This is a genomic window from Actinomycetes bacterium (genome assembly GCA_024222295.1).
GTDB lineage: Bacteria > Actinomycetota > Acidimicrobiia > Acidimicrobiales > Microtrichaceae > JAAEPF01.
The window spans coordinates 57,318-81,548 of record JAAEPF010000017.1; the positions used below are offsets into that span (position 1 = coordinate 57,318).

A 24,231-nucleotide genomic window follows, 5' to 3' on the forward strand; every position below is an offset into this window, starting at 1 on the left:
CGGGCACTTCGCACGGCAAGGATGTGTCCGTGACCCTTCCAGTGTTCGGACGGATGGCCCGCAAGGTCGGGGTGGGCCTGCGCGGCGGGCTCGACCTCGCCTGCGTCGCCGATGAGCTCGCGCTGATGCACGGCAGCCACATCGCGGTAACGGAGGAACGCCCCGACGGCACGTTCAGGGAACTGACCTACGAAACCCTCGCGACCACCGTTCAGCGCTGGTCAGCGGCGATAGTCGCCCGCAGCGCGCCGGGTGACCCGGTGGTGGTGGCCACCGACAACGGCATCGACCAGCTCCTCGTCTCGCTGGCCGCGGCCCGTGCGGGCCGCCTTCCCGCACCCGTCAACGCCCAGATGTCACCCGCCGAGGTCGAACACGTGGTGGCCGACTGCGGCGCGTCGTTGGTGGTGCGCAGCGGCGACGAACTCTCGAAGGGCAAGGGTGCCCGCTCGAAGGTTTCGGCGGTGCACAGGCCCCAGCCGGGCGATGTGGCTGCGCTGTTCTACACCTCTGGCACGACCGGCAAGCCCAAGGGCGCAGAGCTGACCCACGAGGGGCTCGTGGGACACCTGGCAGCCGGCGCGCTGCTTCCCCGGGTGCTCGGCAACCGCGAAGTTCTGATGGGACTGCCGGTGGCCCACATCATGGGGTTCGTCGCTCTGCTCGGACCCATGGTCATGGGCGTGCCGGTCTACTTCCTCGACCGCTTCGTCCCCACCAAGGCTCTGGAGCTGATCGAGAGCCGTCGGATCGTCGGGTTCATCGGCGTGCCTGCGATGTACCGCATGATGCTCGAGGCCGGAGCCGGAGAGTTCGACCTCTCCTCGGTGCGGTTCTGGGTGTCGGGCGCCGACGTCATGCCGGCGGAGCTCGCGCGCACCTTCAAGTCGTTCGGCGCCACCGCGTCGTTGCCCGTGATCGGCGCGGTGGGCGAGGCGTCGTTCCTCGAGGGCTACGGCATGGTCGAGGTGGCGGGCGGGGTGGCGGCCAAGGTGTCGCCGCCGTTCGTGCCGATCGGCCTCGGTGACTCGCTCGGCATCAAGCTTCCGGGCTGGCACTTCCGAGTCACCGACGAACGCGGCCAGGAGGTTCGCCAGGGCCAGATCGGCGAGCTGCAGGTCAAGGGGCCCGGCGTGCTGAAGGGCTACTGGGGCGATGCCGACAACAGCGCTGCGGTCCTCACCGACGACGGCTGGGTGCGCACCGGCGATCTGGTCCGTTCGGGTCCGATGGGCACGGTCATGTTCCACGGGCGGGCCAAGAACGTCGTGATGTCCGGTGGCTACAGCGTGTACCCGGTGGAGGTCGAGGCGGACCTGGAGGAGCATCCCGACGTAGTGGAAGCGGCCGTGGTCGGAGTCCCCGATGACCGCTTCGGGGAGTCGGTCGTGGCGGCGGTGCGTCTCCGCAAGGGAGCGAAGGTCACCGAAGACGGGCTGCTGCGCTGGGCCGGTGAGCGGATGGCCCGCTACAAGGCCCCGCGGCGGATCGCCGTAGTCGACGACCTGCCGCGCACCGGCACCCGCAAGGTGCAGCGCGACAAGCTGCTCGACCTGTTCGAATCAGCCTGAGTCGTCCGCCTCGAGCCTGCCGATGCGTTTCGTTGGCGCTCAATCACGCTCGGCGTGATTGAGCCTGAACAAAGCCCGCAGCGGGACCTGCGAGCGCTGCCGAGTTCAGTCGGAGTCTTCGGACTCGTCGTCTTCGCGCAGGGTGATGATCAGGTTGTCATCCGCGTCGACCTTCCAGACCGCCTGATCGAGACCCTCGCCCGTGGCCGACCAGGTGAGGTCTCGGCAGATCTCGCCCGCTGCCTCGAAGTCGTCCTCGTTCGGCCGGCGCTCCTCGAAGAGGATCTCCTCGGAGCTCCACCACAGGAAGCAGCCCTGGGGTGCCCCCGGCGCCACCGCGTCGAACACGTACCAGCCGGCCTTGGGATCATCTCCGAAATGGGAGATCCAGATCGGGCGGTTCTGTCCCCGGCCCGATACGTCGGAATAGAGAACCGGGCCTTCCTCGGCGATCTGCGTGGCGAGGCGGTTGACCTGACCCGCGTCGAAATCCTCGTCGCCGAGCGCGATCTTCACCGGGCCGTCACCACCGCTGGCGAGGCTCAGCAGCCCCCAGGCAGCGGCCGCCGCGACGATGACTGTGATCACACCGATGCCGATGGCCACCAGCTGCGAGCTGCCGGATCGTTGTTCGACGGGCATGGCTCAACGATCGCACAGGGCCATGCCGTGCCCTGAATCGCAACAGCGGGCCGTTTCGGGCGGTTTCGTCGCCCGACCACTGCTTTGGGCCGGACACTGGGCGGCTCTTAGTATCGCTCCGGCGTGTCAGTCACGCGTCGGTGCCGTGGAAGACGCGGTGCAGCACGAAAGGCCTAGCGAGTGGATCTCTTCGAGTACCAGGGCAAGCAGTTCTTTGCCTCCTTCGACATCCCGGTGTCCAAGGGCAAGGCGGTGACCACTGTCGACGAGGCAGTGGCAGCGGCTGACGAGATCGGCCAGTTCCCGGTCGTCGTGAAGGCACAGGTGCAGGTAGGCGGCCGCGGCAAGGCCGGCGGCATCAAGTTGGCCGATTCGGCCGCCGAGGTGCGCACCCACGCGGAGAACATCCTCGGCATGGACATCAAGGGCCACACGGTCCATGTGGTGTGGGTCGAGGTCGCGAGCGACATCGCCGAGGAGTACTACGCCAGCTTCACCCTCGACCGCTCTGCCAAGAAGCACCTCGGCATGCTCTCCGCCCAGGGTGGCGTGGAGATCGAGGCAGTCGCCGAGTCCGACCCCGACGCGATCGCAAAGATCTGGATCGACCCGGTCGAAGGCCTGTCCGAGGTCACGGCCCGCAGCTGGGTGGAGGCGGCCAAGCTCAACCCCGAGGCCAACGACGGCACAGTCGACATCCTGCTCAAGCTCTACCGGGCCTACACCGACGGCGACGCCGACCTCGTGGAGATCAACCCGCTGATCCTCAAGCCCACCGGCGAGGTGCACGCCCTCGACGCGAAGGTCACCCTCGACGCCAACGCCGCCTTCCGTCACGAATGGGCTGACTACGAGGCGACCCAGGAGCGCGACGACCGTGAGCAGGCAGCGCACGAGGCCGACCTGCAGTACGTCGGACTCGAGGGCTCGGTCGGCATCATCGCCAACGGCGCCGGCCTCGCGATGAGCACGTTGGATGTCGTGAACCAGGTGGGCGGCTCGGCGGCCAACTTCCTCGACGTCGGAGGCGGCGCCGATGCCGACAAGTTCGTCAAGGCCCTCACGATCATCGACAACGACCCCCGCGTGAAGTCGATCTTCATCAACATCTTCGGTGGGATCACTCGCGGTGAAGAAGTCGCCAACGGCATCGTGACCGCGCTCGGCCAGATCGACATCACCGCCCCGATCGTGATCCGTCTCGACGGCACCAATGCCGATGAGGGCAGGGCGATCCTCGAACCGCACCTCGGCGACAAGCTGCGCATGGAGCCCACGATGCTCGACGCAGCCCGTACTGTCGTCGGTCTCGCCGGCTGACCCCGGCCACAGCCGCACAGCAACCACCAGCACAGACACGAAACCAACAGGACACAGGACCGATCAGCGATGGCAATCTTCGTCGACGAGAACACAAAGGTGATCTACCAGGGGCTGACCGGCAGCCAGGGCCGCTACTACGGCCTGCTCAACCGTGACTACGGAACCCAGGTAGTCGGTGGCACCAATCCCAAGAAGGCCGGCACCGACGTGGACGGCGTGCCCGTGTTCGGCTCGGTTGCGGACGCGGTTGCCGAAACCGGTGCCGACGCCAGCTGCATCTTCATCCCCGCAGCCGGCGTGCGAAGCGCCGTGATGGAAGCCGCCGAGGGCGGCATCAAGTTCATCGTCTGCATCACCGAGGGCGTGCCCGCTCAGGACGAGGCACGGTTCTTCAACGAGCTGAAGGCCAACCACCCCGACGTGCAGCTCCTCGGCCCCAACTGCCCCGGCATCATCAGCCCCGGACGCTGCAACATCGGCATCACCGCGGGCCACATCGCCCAGTCGCCCGAGAACGGCAAGCCCAACGTGGGGATCGTGAGTCGTTCGGGCACCCTTACCTACCAGGCGCTCTACGAGCTGAAGCTCCAGGGCATCGGTGTGACCACCTGTGTCGGCATCGGCGGCGACCCCGTGCCCGGCACGAGCTTCATCGACTGCCTCGACCGGTTCGAGGCCGACGACGAGACGTCAGCAGTGATGATGATCGGTGAGATCGGTGGTTCGGCTGAGGAAGAGGCCGCGGAGTTCATCAAGGCGGAGATGTCGAAGCCGGTCACTGCCTACATCGCGGGCCAGACCGCGCCGGCCGGCAAGAAGATGGGCCACGCCGGCGCCATCGTGTCGGGTGGCAAGGGAACTGCCGCGGCGAAGATGGAAGCGCTCAACGACGCAGGCGTGAAGGTCGGGGCCAACCCCACCGAGGCCGGCGAGTTGATGGTGGAGATCGTCAAGTCCCTCTGAGGCCGGCCGGGGCCTGGCTGGTTCAGCCGGCCCGGGTGACCGTCAGCTTCTCGCCCGGCGCCACATCGGTGAGCGTCTGTGTCTCCGCGCCGCCGGGCCAGTGGACCTCCACCAACTCGATCGGACCGTCCAGCTCACCGAGGCCGAGGTGCAGCACGGGCGGTCGCTGGGACTCATAGGAACCGCTGGTGCCCACCCAGCCGACGACCGGGTCGGACCCGGCGGTGGGAGTGACTTCGACACGGGCCGCGTCTCCCCAGCGGTTGCCCGCGCTGGTCGGGTCGACGAGTTCCACGACGAGCGTGGCGTTGTCGCCGCGGTCTGAGTCGTTGCGGTAGAGCAACGGCGTGTCATTCGAGCGGGCTATGAGGAGGTCGAGGTCTCCGTCGCCGTCCATGTCGAAGGGCACCACTGCGTGGCTGATGCCGTCGTCTTCGATCCCGACCGCGTCCGCGACGTCGTGGTAGGCGCCGTCGGCCATGACCCAGAACCTCGTGCGGTCGTCCTCGAAGGCACCCGTGAAACGGAACTCGACCTCGCTGTTCGATCCCGGTTCGCGGATCTGCATCCCGTTGGCCTGCACTACCTCCCTGGTGCCGTCGCCATCGAAGTCCTCGATCGCGGCGCCCCAACCCCAGTCACCCTCGCGCAGGCCGAACTCGTCGGTGGCGTCGGTGAACGTGGCGTTGCCGTCGTTGAGGTAGAGCCGGTTGCCCGAGCAGCCGTTGAAGCCGGTCACCGGGCACTCCTCGCCTTCGTCCAGCGCATACGAGATGGAGGTGACGAACAGGTCCGCGAAGCCGTCGCCGTTGACATCGGCGGCGACGGCACCCATGCCGTTCTCGTCGGTGCCGACCCCGGCGCTGAACGTGACGTCCTCGAAACGGCTGCCCTCTACGTTGCGCAGCAGCATGCTCGTGCAGCCATCGCCCGCAATGGCCAGGTCCGGCCAGCCGTCGCCGTCGAAGTCGTTGAACACACCCGTGAAGGCGACCGTGCCGCCGAGCGGGAGCCCGAAGTCGGCTGTGGCGTCGGTGAAGGACCCCGTGCCGTCGTTGAGCAACAACGCCGAGCGGGTGGGAGCGGCATTCGGTTCGACCGGGAAGCCTGCGGCACGAAAGGCGATCGCCGACTCGCATGAGCTCGGGGCGTAGCCCTGCTGCCAGCCGTTCTGTGCCGACGCGATCTCGAAGGCACGGCCGTTGTACACGTCGGAGTACCACTGCAGGACCAGCAGGTCGAGGAAGCCATCACCGTTGACGTCGGCCACGCTCGCGCCGTGGTGCCGCGAGCCGAGTTCCTCGTTGGCCACGGCCGGCCATTCGAGGCCCCGCTGAGCGGACTCCTCTGTGAAGCCGCCGTTGCCGTCGTTGACGTAGAGGGCGTTGGCGCGCATCGCGGTGCCGGTGACGAACAGGTCCATGTCGCCATCGCCCTCGATATCGAAGAACGCGCCCGCCGATGCCCCCTGGCCGTCATCAGGCCCACCGACGCCGGCGGACTCGCCCACGTCGGTGAACTGGCCCGACCCGTCGTTGATGTACAGGCCATTGGGCTTGCCGACCCGCGGCAGGAACACATCCAGATCGCCGTCGGAGTCCACGTCGGCCACGCTGGCACCCGCGGTCATGGCGGCCTCCCCGTAGAGGCCGAGGTCGGAATGGGTCTGGGTGAGCCCCGCCTCGGCGGACACGTCGGTGAACCGCATGCCCTTGATGGCCTCCTCGACGGCGGCGGGCAGGGCTGAATCGGCTTCGGGTGCATCCTCGCTGGCCTGGTTCTCGGCCCCGTCGGCGCGGGCCTCGGGGTCGGGTGAGGAGCAGGCCGCGAAGAGCACCGCGACAGCGCCGATGGCGGCCGCCGCGGCCCGCAGCACGGGGCGCGGGACGCCGCGGTCGCCAGTGCCCCGCTCAGCCATCGCCATGACGACCACGGTAGGCGTGCCGCGGGGCCTGCGCACAGCCCCATGAGCGGTCACACAGCGCCGGGAGGGGCTGCGGCGGGCTGGTAGGTTCGGCGGCTGTGCGACTCGCGGTGCTGGCCTCAGGAAGCGGAACCCTTCTCGACGCCATGGCCACCTCCGGGCTGTCGATCAGCCTGGTGATGGTCGACCGCCCCTGCGCAGTGCAGGACGTGGCGGCGCGCCATGGCATTGCGTGTGAGGTGGTGGAGCGCACCGACTTCGGTGACAGCTTCGACCGCGACGCCTTCACCAAGGACGTGGTGGCGACACTCGAACGCCACGAGATCGACCTGGTGGCCATGGCCGGTTGGGGAACGATTCTCGGCCCGGGGGCCTTCGATGCGTTCGGAGGGCGGATCATCAACACCCACCCGGCGCTGCTTCCCAGCTTCCCGGGATGGCACGCTGTGCGTGATGCGCTCGAAGCGGGTGTGAAGGTGACCGGCTGCACGGTGCACGTGGCGACCGCCAAGGTTGACGACGGCCCGATCCTCGCCCAGGAGGCGGTCGAGGTGCTGGCCGATGACGACGAGGCGAGCCTGCACGAACGCATCAAGGAAGTGGAGCGCCGCCTCTACACCCAGACAATCGCAGACATCCTCGAACGCGGGAGCGTTACCTGACATGACACCGCCAGATGACACCGTCGGCAACGGCGGCCGGCCCCGCAGGGCACTCCTGTCGGCCTACGACAAGACCGGCATGGTGGAGCTCGGCTCGGCGCTGGTCGAGCTGGGTTGGGAGCTGGTCAGCTCCGGCGGCACCGCCAAGGTGCTAGCCGAGGCGGGCCTGCCGGTGATTCCCACCGCGGAGGCCACGGGCTTTCCCGAGATGCTCGGACACAGGGTGGTCACCCTGCACCCTGCGATTCACGGCGGAATCCTCGCTGACCGCAACGATGCGGAGCACCGCGCCGACATGGACACCCACGGCATCGTGCCGATCGACCTCGTCGCGGTCAACCTGTATCCGTTCACGTCCGACCCATCGGTGGAGCTCACCGACATCGGTGGCCCCACCATGGTGCGTGCCGCCGCCAAGAACCACGAGTTCGTGACCGTGCTGGTCGATCCGGCCGACTACGGGCCGGTCCTCTCCGAGCTGCGTGACTCCGGTGACGTCTCCGCTGTGACCCGCCGAAGGCTGGCCCGTGACGCGTTCGCCCACACCGCCGCCTATGACAGCGCGATTGTCGAGTGGTTCGACCGCGGTGCCGAAGGTGGAGCGGGCGAGCTGCCCGACCGCGGTGAGTTGCCGCCCACGATCCACCTGTCCGCCACGCGTGAGCAGGTGTTGCGCTACGGCGAGAACCCGCACCAGCACGGTGCCCGCTACAGCTTCTCCGGCGCCGGCTGCTGGGACACCGCCGTGCAGCACGGTGGCAAGGAGATGAGCTACCTCAACGTCTACGACGCCGATGCGGCGTGGAGGCTGGTGTGGTCCCTGGGTGACGACCCGGCCGCGGTGGTCATCAAGCACGCCAACCCCTGTGGCGCGGCGGTGGCCGATGACATCACCACGGCGTACCAGCGGGCGCACGAGTGCGACCCTGTGAGCGCGTTCGGCGGCATCGTGGCGGTCAACCGCAATGTGACCCACGCCATGGCCGAGGCGTTGTCTCCCGTGTTCACCGAGGTGCTGATTGCCCCGGGCTTCGACGAAGATGCCTTGTTGTTGCTGTTGGAGAAGCGCAACCTGCGAGTGCTCACCGCCGAGGCACCCAACGTGCCGGAGCTGGATGTGCGAAGCATCGAGGGCGGGCTGTTGGTGCAGACCCGTGACTCTGTGTCGATGGACCGATCCAACTGGCAGGTCGCGACCGAGAGGGCCCCGACCGACGAGGAGTGGACCGATCTGGAGCTCGCCTGGAAGGTGGCTGCGCGCGTCACGTCCAACACGATCGTGCTGGCCAAGGATGGTCAGGCGGTAGGCATCGGTGCGGGCCAGCAGAACCGGCGCGACGCCGGGCGGATCGCGGCGGAGAAGGCCGACGGACGCGCGGAGGGCGGGGCATGCGCGAGCGACGCGTTCTTCCCGTTCCGCGACGGGCTCGACGCCGCGGCGGAAGCGGGGGCCACAGCCGTGATCCAGCCCGGTGGATCAGTGCGTGACGAGGAAGTCATCGACGCGGCCAACGAGGCCGGCATGGCGATGGTCTTCACCGGCGAACGCCACTTCAAGCACTGACCCACCCCGGTGCGCTCGCCCCGGCGCCTACACCCTCGCTTCGTTGGTGCTGGATCACGCCAGGCGTGATCCAGCACCAGCAGAACCGGAGATGGGGACCGGCCGGAGGTCGGAGAACCGGTGGGGGAGCCCGACCGGGCCGGCACTACGATCGAGGCGTAATGACTGCGATCAAGATGGATGGCGAAGCCCTCGCCGCGAAGGTCAAGGCCGACCTGTCGGCGCGGATGAAGGTGCTAGCCGACGACGGGATCACCCCCGGCCTGGGCACCATCCTCGTGGGCGACGACGGCCCGTCACAGAAGTACGTGTCGATGAAACACGACGACTGTGCCCAGATCGGCATGCACTCAACCGACGTGCGCCTGCCGGCCGACGCAACACAGGCCCAGGTCGATGCAGCGGTCGACGAGCTCAACTCCAGCGACGAAGTCCACGCCTTCATCGTGCAGTACCCGTTCCCGAAGGGACTCGACTACGAGGCCGCGATCCTGCGGGTCGACCCGGCCAAGGACGCGGACGGCCTGCACCCGACCAACCTCGGCCACCTGGTGATGGGCGTCGACGCTCCGCTGGCCTGTACCCCGGCCGGCATCCTCGAGATGCTCGGCGAGTACGAAGTGCCCGTGAAGGGCAGACATGTGGTGATCGTGGGCCGCGGACTCACGATCGGGCGGCCGCTCGCCAACCTGCTGGCTCTGAAGCGCCCCGAGGCCAACGCGGCGGTCACCGTCGTGCACACAGGCGTCGACGACATCGGTGCCTACACCCGCGAGGCCGACATCATCGTGGCCGCAGCGGGCGCCCCGGGGATCATCACGGCCGACATGGTGCGCCCCGGTGCTGCAGTGGTCGCCGCAGGCGTGAGCTTCCACGACGGCAAGCTGCTGTCGGATGTGGCCGACGGCGTGGAGGAAGTCGCCGGTTGGCTGTCGCCCAAGGCAGGTGGCGTGGGTCCGATGACCCGGGCGATGTTGTTGGCCAACACGGTGGCGGCGGCAGAACGCTCCGCGGCACGTTGAGCCGGTACGCGGGAGTGCACCGATGACCGAACGAATCGTGGACGCGCTGGCGGCGGGGCCGACCCTGAGCGTCGAGTTCTTCCCCCCGAAGACCGACAAGGGCCTCGAGAACCTCGAGGCCACCATCGACGACCTGGTGCAGTTGACAGGCCCGGACGGCGACGCCCCGGAGCTGTCGTTCGTATCGATCACCTACGGGGCGGGTGGCAGCACCCGTGACCGCACCCGCGACCTGGTCGTGAAGGTCAACGAGGAACGCGCTTTTCCGGCGATGCCCCACCTGACCTGCATGGGCCACACCCACGCCGAGATCGACGATCTCCTGGCCGACTACGCGGCCAACGGTGTGCACAACGTGTTGGCCCTGGCGGGCGATCCGCCTGCCGACGGCTCCGAGCCGACCGGTGATTTCAACTACGCCACCGAGCTGATCGAGGCGGTGCATGCCGCCGGCGACTTCTCTGTGGGCGTGGCCGCCCACCCGGAGCTCCACCCCCGCTCACCCGACCGCCAGTCCGACCGCGAACACCTGGCTGCGAAGCTCAACGCGGCCGACTTCGGCATCACCCAGTTCTTCTTCGACGCCGACGACTACTTCACGATGGTCGACGAGCTGGCCGACCTCGGCTGCACCAAGCCGGTGTTGCCGGGGGTCATGCCGATGCTCAACCCGGCCACCGTGAAGCGGTTCGCCGGGATGGCAAAGGCGAAGTTCCCCGAGGACCTGGCCGCCCGCGTCGAGGCCACCGATTCCGACGAGGAGCGCATGGACGTGGTGGCCACCGCTGCCGCCGACCTGGCGGGCAAGCTGCTGGATGGGGGTGTGCCCGGCCTGCACCTCTACTGCCTCAACCGCTCCGACGTGGTGCGGGCCGTGCTGGAGCGCCTGCCGCAGCTCTGACCCAGCCGCTCGCCCGCCAAGGGCACGCAATGGCGTGCCCTTGACCCCCTCAACCGGCGCTGACCAGACTGTGTGGCAGCCGCGAGCCCCCTGTTGCGTCGATTTCGTGTCGGGATGGGTCGACTCGTCGGCTGCCTGTACTCTCCGGTCCAACGGGAAGAGGGGAGGCGCGCACCCGTGTTGCGCCGAAACAAGTCCGATGACCCAGCGCGTGCCCGCGGTACGCGCGCCATCGCGAAGGGTGCCATCCGGTTCGACAGTTCGGACCACGCGGTTCTCAACGACCAGATCCAACGCTGGCTGCATTCCGAGCGTCCCCGGCTCGGTGAGGTGCTGCTCGAGTTGGGCATCATCGAGCCCGACGCACTCCTCGACGCGCTGGAAGCACAGGCGCAGGCCGATCCCGCACAGAGGCTGCGGCTCGGCCAGGTACTCGTGCAACGCGGCGCTCTCGACGACGTAGCGCTGGCCGCGGCGCTCTCCCGCCAGTTCGGCGTGCCACTCGCGGACCTGCGCGCCGAGACCCCCGATCCCCACGCGGTGGAACTCATCCCCGAGGACCTGGCACGGGCCCACAAGGTCCTGCCGCTGAGCGTGGAGGGTGACCGGGTGCACCTCGCCTCGGCCGACCCTTACGACGTCGACGCGATCCGGGCGCTGGCGGAGCGTTGCGGCAAGGTCGCCATGCACATCGGCGCCGCGTCCGACATCGAGCGCCAGCTCGACCAGGCTTACAACGCACTGCGCGCGACCGACGAGATGATCCAGGCGTTCGAGCTGACCTACGACGAGTCGCTCTTCGCCACCGACTCCGCAGGCCACCTGAGCGTGGACGAGGACGCGCCCATCGTTCAGGTCGTCAACAGTGTGGTCACACAAGGTGTGAGGTCGCGGGCTTCCGACATCCACGTGGAACCAACCGTCGGGTCGCTGCGTGTTCGATACCGCATCGACGGTGCGATGACAGAGGCCATCACCCTGCCGCGTGCGATGGGTCCTGGCGTCGCCAGCCGCATCAAGGTGATGGCAGAACTCAACATCGTGGAGCGCCGACGGCCACAGGACGGCCAGTTCGGCCTGCAGGTGGACGGCCGGCCGATCGACGTGCGCTGCTCGGTGGTGCCCACCGTGAACGGCGAGAAGATCGTGTTGCGCCTGCTCGACAAGACCAGGTCGCTGATCTCGCTGCCCGACCTCGGCATGAGCGCCGAGGTGGCTGCTGCCTACCGCAAGATCGCGATCGCTCCGCTGGGGATGATCCTCTGCACCGGGCCCACCGGGTCGGGCAAGACCACCACGCTCTACGCCACGCTCAACGAGGTCAACGACCCCACCAAGAACGTGGTCACGATCGAGGACCCGGTCGAGTACCAGTTCGACGGCATCACCCAGATGCCCGTCACCGGCACCGGTATCAGCTTCGCCGAGGGCCTGCGCGGCATCCTGCGCCAGGACCCGGATGTGATCCTCGTCGGTGAGATCCGCGACGAGGAGACGGCGCGGATCGGCATGCAGGCTTCGCTGACCGGCCACCTCGTGCTCAGCTCGCTGCACGCGGTCGACTCGGTTGCGGCGATCCACCGTTTCACCGACATGGGAATCGAGCCGTTCCTGGTGGCCTCCGCCATCAGCGGTGTGGTCGGACAGCGTCTGCTGCGTCGCATCTGCACCGGCTGCGCCACCGACGTGCAGCCCACCGAGGCAGAGATGCGCATGGTCCACAACCACACGGGTTCGACACCGGCGCGGTGGCTGCGCGGCGCGGGCTGCAACCTGTGCGCCGGCACCGGCTACCGCGGCCGCATCGGCGTGTACGAACTGCTCGAGGTCAATGACTCGATCCGCGACCTGATCGTGGCACGGGCCACACACCATGAGATCCGCGCCGCTGCCATCGCTGCGGGGATGCGCACGATGCAGTCCCAGGCGTTTGCCCTCGTGGCGGCCGGCTACACGACGGTCGACGACGTGGTTCGCAACGTCTACGCACCGGGCATGGAGATGGAAGTTCCCGAGGGCGGATCTGCCCCGGCTCCGGGTGGTGTCGGTGCGCCGGTGCCACCGGCGGCCGACCCGTTCGCTCCGACCGGCCCGACAGCGGTGCCCGACCCACCCCGTGAGGCGGGCTGATGACCACTACTGATCCGACACGTCCCCCCGATCCGGGCGGCACTGGAGCGGCGCAGGCCGCCGATGCGGCGACGCTCGAGCAGGGCGGGCCCCACGGTGGCAGCGCAGGGGATCCTGGCGGGAAGGGTCGCAAGCCACGCAGGTCTGCCCAGGCGAAGAAGCTGTCGAAGTTCCGCTACGAAGCGGTCGACCTCGAAGGCAACACGGTCAAGGGTGATACCCGGGCAGCGTCGGTCAACCAGGCCCGCAACGAGCTCGCCGTGCAGGGCTTGCGGGTGCGCAAGATCAGCGAACGCAAGGGCCTGCAAACCGAGATCACCCCGGCCAAGGTGCCCCTCGAAGAGGTGATGCACTTCAGTCGGCAGATGGCCACGTTCCTTCGCAGCGGCGTGCCCATGACCGAGGCGCTCGGCAACCTGGCCATCGACGCTGAGAACAAGCGGTTCCGCGAGGTGCTCAACGACGTGCTCGAACAGGTCGGCACGGGTGCCCGCATCACCGACGCGCTGGCGCAGCACTCCGACGTGTTCCCCAGCTACTTCATGGCGATGCTCGGCGCCGCCGAACTGACCGGCCGCATGGACGTGGCCTTCCAGCGGCTGCACACATATGTGAAGCGCGACATCGAGCTGCGCCGGGCGGTGCGCCGGGCGCTCGTGTACCCGATGATCCTGCTGGGTCTGTCGATCGTGGTGGTCGGCGTGATCGTGGTATTCGCGATCCCGCGGTTCGCGACGTTCTTCGAGGAGTTCGACGCCGAGCTGCCCCTGCCCACCCGGATGCTGATGTCGGTGGCCGATTTCGTCACCTCGCCATACGGGATTATCACCGGCATCGTGCTGGCGTTGCTGCTCATCTTCGGGCTGATCTGGGCTTGCACACCCACCGGCCGACGGGCGATCGACGGAGCACTGCTACGCCTGCCGCTCACCCGCAAGGTGGTCCAGTACTCCTCGACCGAGCGGTTCACCCGGGTGCTGGGGGCGTTGCTCGAGTCGGGTGTGGCGTTGCCACAGGCGCTGCCGAGCGCCGTGGATGCCTCCAACAACCTGGTGTTCAAGGAACGGCTCACCACTGCGATGGAAGCGGTGCTTCAGGGTGCCGGGTTCGCGGGCCCCCTGGCAGACACGGACCTGTTCCCGGCGACGGTGATCCAGATGATCCGGGTGGGGGAGCGCTCCGGTGAGCTGTCGGGCCAGCTCGAGAACGCGGCCGGCTTCTACGAGGAGGAGCTCGAGTACGCGATCGAGAAGATGACCGCCTGGTTCGAGCCGCTCACCGTGATCTTCATCGGTGTGGTCGTGGGTTTCGTGGCGGTCGCGATGGTGAGCGCCATGTACGGCATCTACAACCAGGTCGACTTTTAGGGCCGTGGATGTTGGACCGTGCGCTGGAGCGGTTCTGTTGGGGAGATGTGCCCGGGCCGTCGATCGGTAGTTGACAGCAGGCTGGCCCAGCTAGTGACATTGTCAGATCGGCTAGGGGGGTTGGGGTATCTCCTGGCGGGCCCGGGGCGGGCACGTCCGGGAACCAGAACCCCCAAGGGAGAGTTCATGAACATGATCAACGAACGCAAGCGCAACCGTGGCCAGAGCGGCTTCACCCTGATCGAACTGCTGGTTGTGATCGCCATCCTCGCCGTGCTGGGCGGTGTAGCTGTGTTCGCTGTCGGGAACCTCACCGACAATGCCGACGACAGTGCCTGTCAGGTTGAGAAGAACACAATGATTACAGCCAATCAGGCGGCCATCGCCGAGGGCGGGCAACCTCCGGCTGTTGTTCTCGATTTCTTGGATGCATCAAGTGTCATCGACAACGCGGGAACCCTTGAAGGCAAGTACTGGTCCATCTCCAACACGGCCGGAAGCGCCAATGCCCCCGTCGGCTTCGGGTCCAACGCTGATGGCGACTGCGACTCGTAGACGGAATGCTCACGAACTGACGAACAGGCGGGGCTTCGGCCCCGCCTGTTCTAGTTTTGCGGCGATGAAGGGATCTTCGTGACCGCCACTGCGCCGCTCGACCCGTACCTCTCCTATCTGATGGCCACCGAGGCCACCGACCTGCACCTGTCGGTCGGTTCGGCCCCCCGGGTTCGCATCGACGGCCAGCTCGTGACTATCCCCGACGCGCCCATGTGCACCGCAGAGTTCCTCGACTCGGTCACCGACGGCCTGCTCTCGTCGACTGACCGGGCCAGGCTCGACACGGAGCGCCAGGTCGACATGTCCTTCGCCTGGCAGTCAGCGGAACACTCCGCCCGGTTCAGGGCCAACGCCTTCTTCCAGAGCGACCGCCCCGCGCTCGCCCTCCGCCTCATCCCGTCGGAGATCCCGACACCTGAGTCGATCGGCCTGCCCGAGAGCACCGCAGCGCTGGTCAACCGACCCTACGGCCTCGTGCTGATGACCGGCCCCACCGGGTCGGGCAAGTCCACCACGTTGGCGGCGATGATCGGCTGGATCAACCAGCACCGCCCGGTGCACGTGCTCACGATCGAAGACCCGATCGAATACGTGCACTCCTCGGCCACGGCGTTGGTCAACCAGCGCGAGGTGGGCAGCGACTGTACGAGCTTTGCCGAGGCGCTGCGTTCGGCGTTGCGTGAGGACCCCGACGTGATCCTCGTGGGCGAGATGCGCGATCTGGAAACGATCCGCCTCGCGCTCACGCTCGCGGAGACCGGCCACCTGGTGTTCGGCACGGTGCACACCAACGATGCCGCCCAGACGGTCGACCGCATCGTCGATGCGTACCCGGCCGACCAGCAGCCCCAGATCCGCACCCAGTTCTCCATGACCCTCGCAGCGGTGATCTCCCAGCGCCTGATCCCGCGCATCGGCCGCGGCCGCGTGGCGGCGTACGAGGTGATGATGGGCACCACAGCGATCACCAACCTGATCCGCGAGGGCCAGACCCGCCAGATCCGCAACGCCATCGCGACCGGATCCAAGGACGGGATGATGCTGCTCGAGCACTCCCTCAACCAGCTGGTGAAGGCCGGGGTGGTCACCTACGACGCAGCTGTTGCGAATTCGGTCTACTCCGACGAGATCGAGCTGCCACCCGGCGCAGTTCTCGATCCGGTCACCGGCCGCGCGACCCAGCCCGGTCAGTCCGCCGGTGCGGCACCACACCCCACCGCCCCCGGTTCCCAGCCGCTCGGCACGGACCCTCTCACCGGCCAGCCTCTCGGCGGAACGGGCAACTGACCATCCCCGGCCCTCGGATTCGGCAGCCCGCACATGGGGCTGACAGGGTGACGCCGTGACCACGACGATCCTGCTCGTAGTCGGGTGCTTCGTGTTCCTGGCGATCGGCTCGTTCGTGTGCGTCATCATCGACCGGTTGCCCCACAAGCTCGACGAGCCCGACGAGTTCGGCGACGTCTGGGGATCGCGCCCATGGCGCGAGGTGATCCACGGCAAGAGCCGGTGCAGTTCCTGCTCGGCGGTCATCAAGGCATACGACAACGTGCCGGTTGCGTCGTATGTGGCGCTACGCGGCAAGTGCCGTAGCTGCGGCGCGCGCATCCCCGGATACCACCCTCTGGTGGAGTTGGCTGCTCCCGTTGCCTTCGTGCTGGCGCTGTGGGTGCTCGGCACGACCTGGCTGCTCGCACCGGTGTTGTGGTTCATCCCGGTGGCGCTGGCGGTTGCCGTGATCGACCTGCGGACCCTGATCGTGCCAACCGCGATCGTGTGGCCGGCCACAGGTGTGCTGGTGGCGGTGTCTGTCGGAGCCGCCGGCCTGACAGGGGAGTGGGGCCGCCTGCTTGTGGCGCTGATCGGGGTGGCAGTGGTGGCAGGGCCGTTGTTCCTGCTGTGGTTCGCGATCCCCGCCGGCATGGGCTTCGGCGACGTGCGCCTGGCGGTGTCGGTCGGCTTGCTGGTCGGCTTCTACGGCGGAACGCGCCCGATGGCCGGTGTCGCACTTGGGGTGATCACCCTGCTGGCGGCCTCGGCGCTGGGCCTGCTGATCGGATTCGTGGCTCTGGGGGTGCGCGGCCGCAAGGCACAGGTGCCTTTCGGCCCCGGGTTCGTGCTCGGCGGATTCGGCGTTGCGCTGATGGCGGAGCCGATCCTCGAGTCGTGGGGGCTGTATGCAACCTGAGCCGATGCTTGGATTCCGGGTCAATCACCCATGCACCTGAAGGCCCCCTACCTTGACGGTGCCTTTGACGCCGACAAGCCTTGTGGGATCCCCGAAGTGGCTGTTGATCGGCCACAGATGGGGTAATGGGCCAGGGAAGGGGAGTTGTGACCAGCAGCGGCCGCAGCCCGCAGGGCGGATTCATGCACACCCGCCTCTCCCGCCGCGGCCAGGCAGGCTTCACGCTGTTGGAAGCGATCGTGAGCCTCGCCCTGGTGTCAGGTGTCGTGCTCTCCCTGGCGGCCGGTCTACTCACCACCGTTCGGTCGTCCACGAGTGCGAAGGACACCCAGTTGGCCGATGCCGCACTGTCGGCATACGCGGAGAGCTTCAAGGGTGAGACGCTCGGTTCTTGTTCGCCGGGGGACGGCACCTTCCCGGAGCCGGAGCCGGCCTGGTTCGCGGCGAGTGCCAGCGTTGACTCCTGGGCCGTTACGAAGGTCGAGGAATGGAACGGTTCGGGGTGGGGACCCTGCACGGGGAGTTCTGACGCTCACCGCCTTACGGTCGAAGTGAAGGTCGAGGCCTCTGACGGCCAGCAGACCGCGACCGGGCAGGTCGTTGTCAGGAACGAATCCTGATGGGTTCGCGCGCTCGCCCCGACGCCCGACGGACGGCCGACCGGCGGTTGCGGTCCCAGGCAGGCTTCACGCTCGTCGAGATGCTCGTGGGCATCGCCCTGTCCGTGATCCTGATCGGACCGGTGGGAGCCTGGCTGGTGCTGATCTTCACCAGCCAGGCACCAGCGGCAGCAGGGTTCACCGATGCAGGGCAGTCGAGGCTGCTCAACACCTACGTGACCCGTGACGTCTCGTCCGCAGAGCTGATAACCGACGAGTCGGATGACCTGAAAGCCTGCACGGGAGCGGAGGTCGACCAGGTGCTACTCAACATCTACGACCTCGGGGACTCGAAGCAGTTCGTCGTGTACGGAACCGGCTCAGGCGGATCGAGCCTGATGCGGTGGACCTGTGATCTCACTGCGGCGCACAACGTGATCGACCAGACAGAGATCATCCGGGGCGCAACGACGATCACGGCCGGTTGCGACAGCGATTGCGGTCGCGTGACGGTCGAGGCAACGCTCGAAAGCGGCCACGAAACCTCGGTAACCGCAAGCCGGAGGGCCTCTGCAGCCGCCTTGCTCGGATTCGGGGGCACGCAGCGCCCGGTCGCGATCATCTCGCAGGAGTCCAGGACCGAGCGGTCCAAGGACGGGCCACTGACCGTGGAACTCAGCGCCGCGCAGTCGTGGGACCCCGACTCGACCGACCCTCTCTTGTTCGCATGGTCGATCGACGGCCCTGCCAACGCCGGCCTGTCCGCAACGACCGGAGAGACCACGACCGCATCGTTCGCGACCGCGAGCGACGCCGAGTACGTGGTCACCCTTCGCGCAACCGATGAATCGGGAAACGTCGGCACCGCTTCGCAACGCGTGCTCCTGACGAACCAGGACCCGGTGATCGACACACGTGAATGCACAGCAGTTGGTCGCACCGTCTCCTGCACGGCCACGGCACACGACCCCGACGCCAGTGCGACACCGCAGCTGCTCTGGTCCTACCCGGTTGACGACGCAGGCGGAGTGGGCACGCAAGGGGGCGGCAACGCGTCTTTCGACATCCCCGTGGACGTCACGGCCGCCACGGTGTCCGTCACCGTCACGGCGACCGACGTCGAGGGCGGGGCCGATGTCAGCTCGGTGGACGTGGCCATTGGCACACCGGCGTCCGGGCCCATAGCGATCTCACCCGCGCCGAAGGCCTCCGGGAACGGGCTTCTCCAACTGGTGGCAAGCACGGAGTCCGACGTCTCCGTCACCTTCAGTACCGATGCCGACAACTTCGCGGGGTGGGAGTTGCGGCCATTGGGTTCCACCGTCGTGCTGGCGGAGTCCGACCAGTCGGTGTGGGCGCACGAGTTTCTCGCGGGCGACTCCGGCAGGTTCACAATCGCGAGGATTCCCGTGAACGCCGCCAGCCCCGTGGAGACAACCGACTTCCGGATCAACGCCCCGCCAACAGCGTCCTTTGACGACCCATCGACCACAAGCCCTGCACCCCAGACGCTCACGTTCGTGGACACGTCAGGGGACGACTTCGGGATCCAGTCCCGCAGGTGGGCGTTCGACGCCGCATCGCCCGCCGGTGCCGGGTTCTCGGGATCCGGCACGCCCGCGCCGGCCACGTTCACCAATCCGGGGAGCTACCTGGTGGTGTTGACCGTGACGGATGCCGACGGCCTCGAGTCCACCGCCAGCCGTTTCGTCCGGGTTGGTGGAACTCCGGCACAGCCGGCCCCGCCGACGTGGGTCGGCGACACGGTGTTCTTCGAGCCGCTTGCCGGGGCCACCGGCTATCGCGTCACGTTCGCCTACGAAGGGTTCGAAGAAGACGGAACCACTCCGTGCGTGCGCCCGATCGATCGCTGGGTCGCGGCGACCGGCCCGTTCGAGGTCCGCGACGTCGGCAACCCCTGTCCGGTGCCGTCCAGAACGACCGCGTCACTTGCCGTTCGGGCCAACGCGGCCATCGGCCCCGCGTCAATCGGAGTCGAACGCCCATGAGCGTTGCCAACAGCCCTTCACCAGTTGGTCCGGCCGGGTTCGGCGTCCGCCGGGCGCGCAATCAGTCGGGCTATGTGCTTGGTGTCGTACTGGCCGCAATGGGTGTGGGCCTGACCGTCATCACCGCGCTTCTGGGGCTCTCCTTCGCCACCCACTCGAGCGCCATCTCCCAGCAGAGCCTGGCCCGTGAGGCTCGTGCCGCTGACGGTGCGCTGGAGGTCGGCGTGGTCGAGCTGCGGGCCTCCGACAGTCCTGTGACGGACTGCCCGACCATCCCCGGCACCGTGAGCATGCAGCTGCTGGGCGACGCGTCCGACCCCACGGACCCGGAAGAGGATGTGTTGCTCTCGTGCACCGCTGCACTCGACCCCAACCCCAATGTGAACGGCGACCTGAAGGTCCTGGGTGACGAGTACCGCGGTCAGGCCCTGGCTTCTCCGTTGGACTTGGTGGACTCCTCGGTGACGCTCAGGCACCAGGGTGAATCACCGCTGACGTTCGTGGGTGATGTGAGGGTGAGCGGCGCGGGGGCCGTGGCCGGACCCGGGCCCGGGCCCGGAGCGTGGGTTTCGGGAAGGTATGTGCAGGGAGCCGGCTCCGACTGTCCGAGCAGTTCAGACCACCCGGCTGACCCCGGCAGGGTGTTGGTGGATGCCGATGACGGCGGCAGCCCGACCTGTGGCGATCCCGGGGTGGCAGCACAGACCGTCCCGCTCAACCTGCCCCCCAAGCCAGGGAACGAGCCTGCCGTGCCGGAGTGCTCGCCGCCGGGAGTGGCCAGTGTGGATCCTGGCCTGTACGGGCCGGTCGCGGTCAGCCAGCTCAATTCGTTGCTCGACTCCGGCTGCGATGTGCGATTCGCACCGACCGGCTCGCTTGACGTGTTCTGGTTCGATGCTGGCGAGAAGGGCTCGATCGACTTCACCTCCGAGGTGAACTACGTGTTCGGCAGCGATCCGGGCGGGGCAGGCAGCTGTGACCCCGCGCAGCCGGGGGTGACAGTGGTCCTGGGGGCCGGGACCAGCGTCGACCACCAGGCCGGCAACGTATCGATGTGCGCGGTAGACGGATGGCCTGCCCTCGCGCAGGCCGCCGATGCGCACACCCAACCTGAGCTGACGATGTTGGCCTCCGGCCTCGGACCGGGAGATCCGACCGGTTCGGCCGCAGCTGACCCTGAAGCCTGGCCAAGCGGGCTACTCCCTGTTCTGGGCCAGCCATCCAACCTCCTCGTGGAAGCTGAGATCGGGTTTCCGGGTGGTGGCGATGTCGACTCACTCGCGCTGCGGTTCAAGAGCTTCGAGGATCCTCGGTCGTTCCCCGCGAATCGGAAGTTGAACGTGCTGATCGATGACGGGCCCGGAACCCCGGTGATCTGCCAGATGAACAGCCTCGACCGAGGCCGGGTGGACGACCACATGGAGACGATCGTCGACCTCGGCAGCTGCCCGAACGCGCTGAAGGCCGGAAACCACGTGCTTCATGGCAAGCGAATCCGCGTCCTGTTCCACGGAGATGGCGTGGTCGGCAGCGAGTTGCACGTTGCTGAACTGGGTCTCCTGGTCAACGGTGTGGTCATTCGACCGGAGTTGGCCACCGGCACCTATACCGATCCCGGTCTGGCAGTGGACGATCCGGATAGCGGGTATGCCCACGGCGGCGAGCAGAACTGCTCCGTGCTCTGGAGCGGGATCGACTTCCCCCACGTCTGTAGCCGGTCCGGGGGTGTCCCTGAGCACGATCTGCACTTCCGTATTCCCGACCTGTCCGGGACCGAGCGGGTTCAGGAGGTGCGCTTGCTCCTCGACATCGCCGACCAAGCGATGGGTCTTCCTGCGGCGGTGTCGAAGAACGTGACGGCGTCGCGCGGCTCTCCGGGGCCCGGCAAGACCACTGTTGCTGTCGCCGAGTGCGACGCGGAGTCGGTCTATGACACCTACGCCCGTTCGGAACAGACGGTTTCCCTGGCAGTGCCGTTGTGCGGTGTAGCGACCATCGATGACCTCTCGGACCGCACGGTTTCCATGACCGTTCTGGCGGAGTCGACGATGGACGCCGAATGGGAATGCCTCGGTTGCACGATGCCGGCAGGGGTCGAGCTGCCGTGGATCCAGGACGCACGTCTACTCGTGATCACAGGCGAGCCGACTGATCCACCGAGCATCAAGTTGACGATCGATGAAGAGAACGGGTCCATCTTCCGGGTGGTTGGAGACACCGTGCTACCCGAAACGAACCTGGACGTCGTGTGGGCAGGAAGCGCTTCCAGCGAACCGTTGTTCGGGGGCCAACTCTCGGTGTGGAGCCTCGGTTCGAAGGGGGAACCGGGCAGTTCGGTGGGTGTCCTATGTTGTGGAACGGACGAACCGACCCTGGTGCTCGAGGCCGAACTCGACCACGACGAAGATGGTGAGTACGAAACCCGCGGGGTGGCTCGAATCCGCGTAAAGGACGATCCGGCTCCGGGCACGGTGACCGTCAGCGACTGGCAGCTGTGCGACCGGTCGGGTTGTGACGCCGAAGTGGTGAGTCGGGTGCCCGCCCAGGGCTAGGTTCGCTTGTGATGAAGATCGGTGTGGCGTTGCCGACTATGGCGGAGGGGTACTCGAGGGCCACCACCCTCGAATGGTCTGCTGGGATTGACGCGGGGCCTTACTCGTCGATCAGCTGTGGCGAGCGGATCACATTCCGCAATGTCGAGATGATGGTCACGCTGTCAGCCGCGGCTGCGCTCACCGAGCGGGTGAAGGTGTTCGCCAACCTCGTGGTCGCGCCGTTCCACCCAGCGGCGCTGGCCGCAAAGGAGCTCGCCACGCTCGATGTGCTCTGCGATGGCAGGCTCGTCGTCGGCGTGGGAGTCGGTGGCCGCGAGCACGACTACCGGGCGGCCGACTCCAGCTTCGACAACCGCCACGAACGCCTCGACCAGGCCGTGGCGGAGATGCGCTCGATCTGGGCAGGCAACGCCCCGTTTGAGGGGGCCGACCCTGTCGGCCCCACCCCGGTGCAGGGAGATGGCATCGAGATCCTCGCCGGGGCGATGGGCCCCAAGGGACTCGGTCGGGCGGCCAAGTGGGCCGACGGCGTATCGGGCTTCGCCCTCACCGCGGACGGCCACGAGATCCGCGAGTCCGCCGAGGCGGCCAAGGCGCAGTGGCACCGTGCCGGGCGCGACGCCGGGCCCCGGTTCATCACCGGCTGCTTCTACTTACTCGGTACCCCGGACCCGCAGGCCGAGCTGCGGCAGTTCACCTACGACTACCTGGAGATCTTCGGCAAGACGATCGCGCGGTCGCTTGCCGATGATGCACCCGTGTGGAACCCGGCCCGCCTCGAACGGGTTCTCGACGATGCAGCTGCCGCTGGCGCGGATGAGTTCATACTCGTGCCCGGCACCGTCGACCCGGCTTGTCTCGCCGCCACCACCGAAGTGGTCGGCAACTGGCTTGCCTCTCGCTGAGTTCCCGGGTCCCACCGACCCGTCACGCCTATTGCTGTCGTTGGGCGACGGCCATCCGTTCTCGCTTTGTCGGTGCTGAATCACGCCAGGCGTGATTCAGCACCAACAGAAGCCCCGGCGATGCGGGTCTCCGGACGTCCGGTGCGGTCCTAGCAGACCGGTGGTGACTTGTGACCGGGTCGCGCGACCCGTTGTCAGGGTCCCCGTGCGCGGCGATGGTCGGGTCATGGGAGATCAACGAGCAATCACACTCGCCGCCGACCAGCACGGACTGGTCACCACCCGCCAGCTTCTGGCCCGGGGCATGAGTCCACAGCAGGTCAACCGGATGCAGCACGGGTCCGACTGGGAGCTCACCAATCCGACCGTGCTGCGGCACCGGGCGGCTCCGCACACGCCAGCACAACGGGTGGCCGGCTACGTGATGACCGTGGCCGAAGAGGCGATCCTGTCGCACGAGTCGGCCGGCGCCTGGTGGGGGTTGCGCGGGTGCAGGCTGGAAGACCCGGTGCAGGTCACCACGGCGATCAGGCGCCACCGCCACCTCGACGGTCTGGAGCTGCGCACGGTCCGCAGTCTCGATGAGCGCTGGGTAACCCGCCACGACGGAGTACGGGTGGCCCGCCCCGAACTGGTCGCCATGCAGCTGATGGGCACGATGCAGTACGAGCGTGCAGAGCGGTTCGTCGACCAGCTGTGGTCGATGAAGCTGTTGAGCGGGCGTTCGCTGGCGATGATGCTGGCCGACCTGTCCGCCTCGGGCCGCAACGGGATCGCCAACCTGCGCCGCTTCTACCTCGCCCGCGGAGATGGCTACACGCCGCCGGATTCGATGCTCGAGGCCCGCGTCGAGAGGATCCTGGCCCGAGCCGGAATAGCGGTCCGCCGACAGGTCGACCTGGGCGACGGCCACTGGTCGGCGCGCGTGGACTTCCTGCATGAGCACCTGCCCGTCGTGGTCGAGGTGCAAAGCGAGCTGCACCATTCGAGCCTCACCGACACCGAGCACGACCGCCGTCGGCTTGCCCAGCTCGAGGCCGACGGATTCGCGGTTGTAGCTGTGACCGATAGGGAGGTGTGGGCCAACCCGCTCTCTGTGGTGTCGAGGGTCCGCAAGGGGATCCGTATCGCCCAGGCCGGTTTCGTTGGCGCTGAATCACCCGTGGCGTGATCCAGCGCCAGCAAAGGGGGAGGGTGTGGCAGAGAACGTCAGGAATTGGGCAGGGCTGCCGTTGCATCCGACGAGCACGCGGAATCAGGTGTCGGTACGATCGCGGGACCGCAGTCACGCGGGCCGGCTGCTGACGACGGGAAACCCCCGCAAGGACGGCCCGGCGACCAAAAGGGG

General features: G+C 67.6%; 19 protein-coding genes. 17 read left to right on the forward strand and 2 right to left on the reverse strand.

Going from position 1 to position 24,231, the window contains the following annotated elements; genetic code table 11:
• The first annotated feature begins 29 nt into the window (after positions 1 to 29).
• Positions 30 to 1,571: a long-chain fatty acid--CoA ligase gene (locus tag GY812_03040; GenBank protein MCP4434459.1), complete on the forward strand. Its 1,542-nt coding sequence runs from the start codon at positions 30 to 32 to the stop codon at positions 1,569 to 1,571.
• 105 nt (positions 1,572 to 1,676) lie between these two features.
• Here the strand turns inward: GY812_03040 and GY812_03045 are convergent, their stop codons facing one another.
• On the reverse strand, positions 1,677 to 2,213 hold the full coding sequence (locus GY812_03045; GenBank protein ID MCP4434460.1) for a hypothetical protein: 537 nt from the start codon (positions 2,211 to 2,213) through the stop codon (positions 1,677 to 1,679).
• Positions 2,214 to 2,393: 180 nt separating this feature from the next.
• Between GY812_03045 and sucC the strand changes: the two genes are divergently transcribed.
• Both sucC and sucD read left to right on the forward strand, forming a co-directional pair.
• Complete coding sequence (gene sucC, locus GY812_03050; protein MCP4434461.1) at positions 2,394 to 3,533, forward strand: ADP-forming succinate--CoA ligase subunit beta; 1,140 nt, start codon at positions 2,394 to 2,396, stop codon at positions 3,531 to 3,533.
• Between the two features lie 69 nt (positions 3,534 to 3,602).
• Positions 3,603 to 4,499 (forward strand): succinate--CoA ligase subunit alpha, encoded by an 897-nt coding sequence (gene sucD, locus GY812_03055; GenBank protein ID MCP4434462.1) that lies wholly within the window; start codon positions 3,603 to 3,605, stop codon positions 4,497 to 4,499.
• 22 nt (positions 4,500 to 4,521) lie between these two features.
• On the opposite strand, the gene GY812_03060 is transcribed toward sucD, so the two are convergent.
• Positions 4,522 to 6,423 (reverse strand): CRTAC1 family protein, encoded by a 1,902-nt coding sequence (locus GY812_03060; GenBank protein MCP4434463.1) that lies wholly within the window; start codon positions 6,421 to 6,423, stop codon positions 4,522 to 4,524.
• A gap of 98 nt (positions 6,424 to 6,521) precedes the next feature.
• Between GY812_03060 and GY812_03065 the strand changes: the two genes are divergently transcribed.
• The 14 genes from GY812_03065 to GY812_03130 all read left to right on the forward strand — a co-directional run bounded on the left by GY812_03065 (position 6,522) and on the right by GY812_03130 (position 24,054).
• The gene (locus GY812_03065) at positions 6,522 to 7,085 is read left to right on the forward strand and encodes a phosphoribosylglycinamide formyltransferase (protein ID MCP4434464.1); all 564 of its coding nucleotides are present in this window, start codon (positions 6,522 to 6,524) and stop codon (positions 7,083 to 7,085) included.
• A 1-nt stretch (position 7,086) separates the two neighbouring features.
• Positions 7,087 to 8,649 carry a bifunctional phosphoribosylaminoimidazolecarboxamide formyltransferase/IMP cyclohydrolase gene (gene purH / locus GY812_03070; GenBank protein ID MCP4434465.1) on the forward strand — a complete coding sequence of 521 codons (1,563 nt, stop codon included), beginning with the start codon at positions 7,087 to 7,089 and terminating at the stop codon, positions 8,647 to 8,649.
• Positions 8,650 to 8,810: 161 nt separating this feature from the next.
• On the forward strand, positions 8,811 to 9,671 hold the full coding sequence (locus GY812_03075) for a bifunctional 5,10-methylenetetrahydrofolate dehydrogenase/5,10-methenyltetrahydrofolate cyclohydrolase (GenBank protein ID MCP4434466.1): 861 nt from the start codon (positions 8,811 to 8,813) through the stop codon (positions 9,669 to 9,671).
• Positions 9,672 to 9,693: 22 nt separating this feature from the next.
• Positions 9,694 to 10,572, forward strand: a complete 879-nt coding sequence (locus tag GY812_03080) for a 5,10-methylenetetrahydrofolate reductase (GenBank protein ID MCP4434467.1) — start codon at positions 9,694 to 9,696, stop codon at positions 10,570 to 10,572.
• Between the two features lie 177 nt (positions 10,573 to 10,749).
• Entirely contained in the window at positions 10,750 to 12,702 is a 1,953-nt protein-coding gene (locus tag GY812_03085) for a type II/IV secretion system protein (GenBank protein ID MCP4434468.1), read from the forward strand.
• The gene (locus GY812_03090) at positions 12,702 to 14,069 is read left to right on the forward strand and encodes a type II secretion system F family protein (protein MCP4434469.1); all 1,368 of its coding nucleotides are present in this window, start codon (positions 12,702 to 12,704) and stop codon (positions 14,067 to 14,069) included. Before GY812_03085 ends, GY812_03090 begins: the two co-directional genes overlap by 1 nt.
• 192 nt (positions 14,070 to 14,261) lie before the next feature.
• Positions 14,262 to 14,624 carry a type II secretion system protein gene (locus GY812_03095; GenBank protein ID MCP4434470.1) on the forward strand — a complete coding sequence of 121 codons (363 nt, stop codon included), beginning with the start codon at positions 14,262 to 14,264 and terminating at the stop codon, positions 14,622 to 14,624.
• 120 nt (positions 14,625 to 14,744) lie between these two features.
• On the forward strand, positions 14,745 to 15,914 hold the full coding sequence (locus tag GY812_03100) for a type IV pilus twitching motility protein PilT (GenBank protein ID MCP4434471.1): 1,170 nt from the start codon (positions 14,745 to 14,747) through the stop codon (positions 15,912 to 15,914).
• A 55-nt stretch (positions 15,915 to 15,969) separates the two neighbouring features.
• On the forward strand, positions 15,970 to 16,815 hold the full coding sequence (locus GY812_03105) for a prepilin peptidase (GenBank protein MCP4434472.1): 846 nt from the start codon (positions 15,970 to 15,972) through the stop codon (positions 16,813 to 16,815).
• A gap of 125 nt (positions 16,816 to 16,940) precedes the next feature.
• Positions 16,941 to 17,435: a type II secretion system protein gene (locus tag GY812_03110; GenBank protein ID MCP4434473.1), complete on the forward strand. Its 495-nt coding sequence runs from the start codon at positions 16,941 to 16,943 to the stop codon at positions 17,433 to 17,435.
• Positions 17,435 to 19,423, forward strand: coding sequence for a prepilin-type N-terminal cleavage/methylation domain-containing protein (locus GY812_03115; GenBank protein ID MCP4434474.1), 1,989 nt, complete (start codon positions 17,435 to 17,437; stop codon positions 19,421 to 19,423). Before GY812_03110 ends, GY812_03115 begins: the two co-directional genes overlap by 1 nt.
• Positions 19,420 to 21,975, forward strand: a complete 2,556-nt coding sequence (locus GY812_03120; GenBank protein ID MCP4434475.1) for a hypothetical protein — start codon at positions 19,420 to 19,422, stop codon at positions 21,973 to 21,975. The genes GY812_03115 and GY812_03120 overlap by 4 nt, the downstream gene beginning before the upstream one ends.
• An 11-nt stretch (positions 21,976 to 21,986) precedes the next feature.
• On the forward strand, positions 21,987 to 22,883 hold the full coding sequence (locus tag GY812_03125; protein ID MCP4434476.1) for an LLM class flavin-dependent oxidoreductase: 897 nt from the start codon (positions 21,987 to 21,989) through the stop codon (positions 22,881 to 22,883).
• 226 nt (positions 22,884 to 23,109) lie between these two features.
• The gene (locus GY812_03130; protein ID MCP4434477.1) at positions 23,110 to 24,054 is read left to right on the forward strand and encodes a DUF559 domain-containing protein; all 945 of its coding nucleotides are present in this window, start codon (positions 23,110 to 23,112) and stop codon (positions 24,052 to 24,054) included.
• Positions 24,055 to 24,231 lie beyond the last annotated feature (177 nt).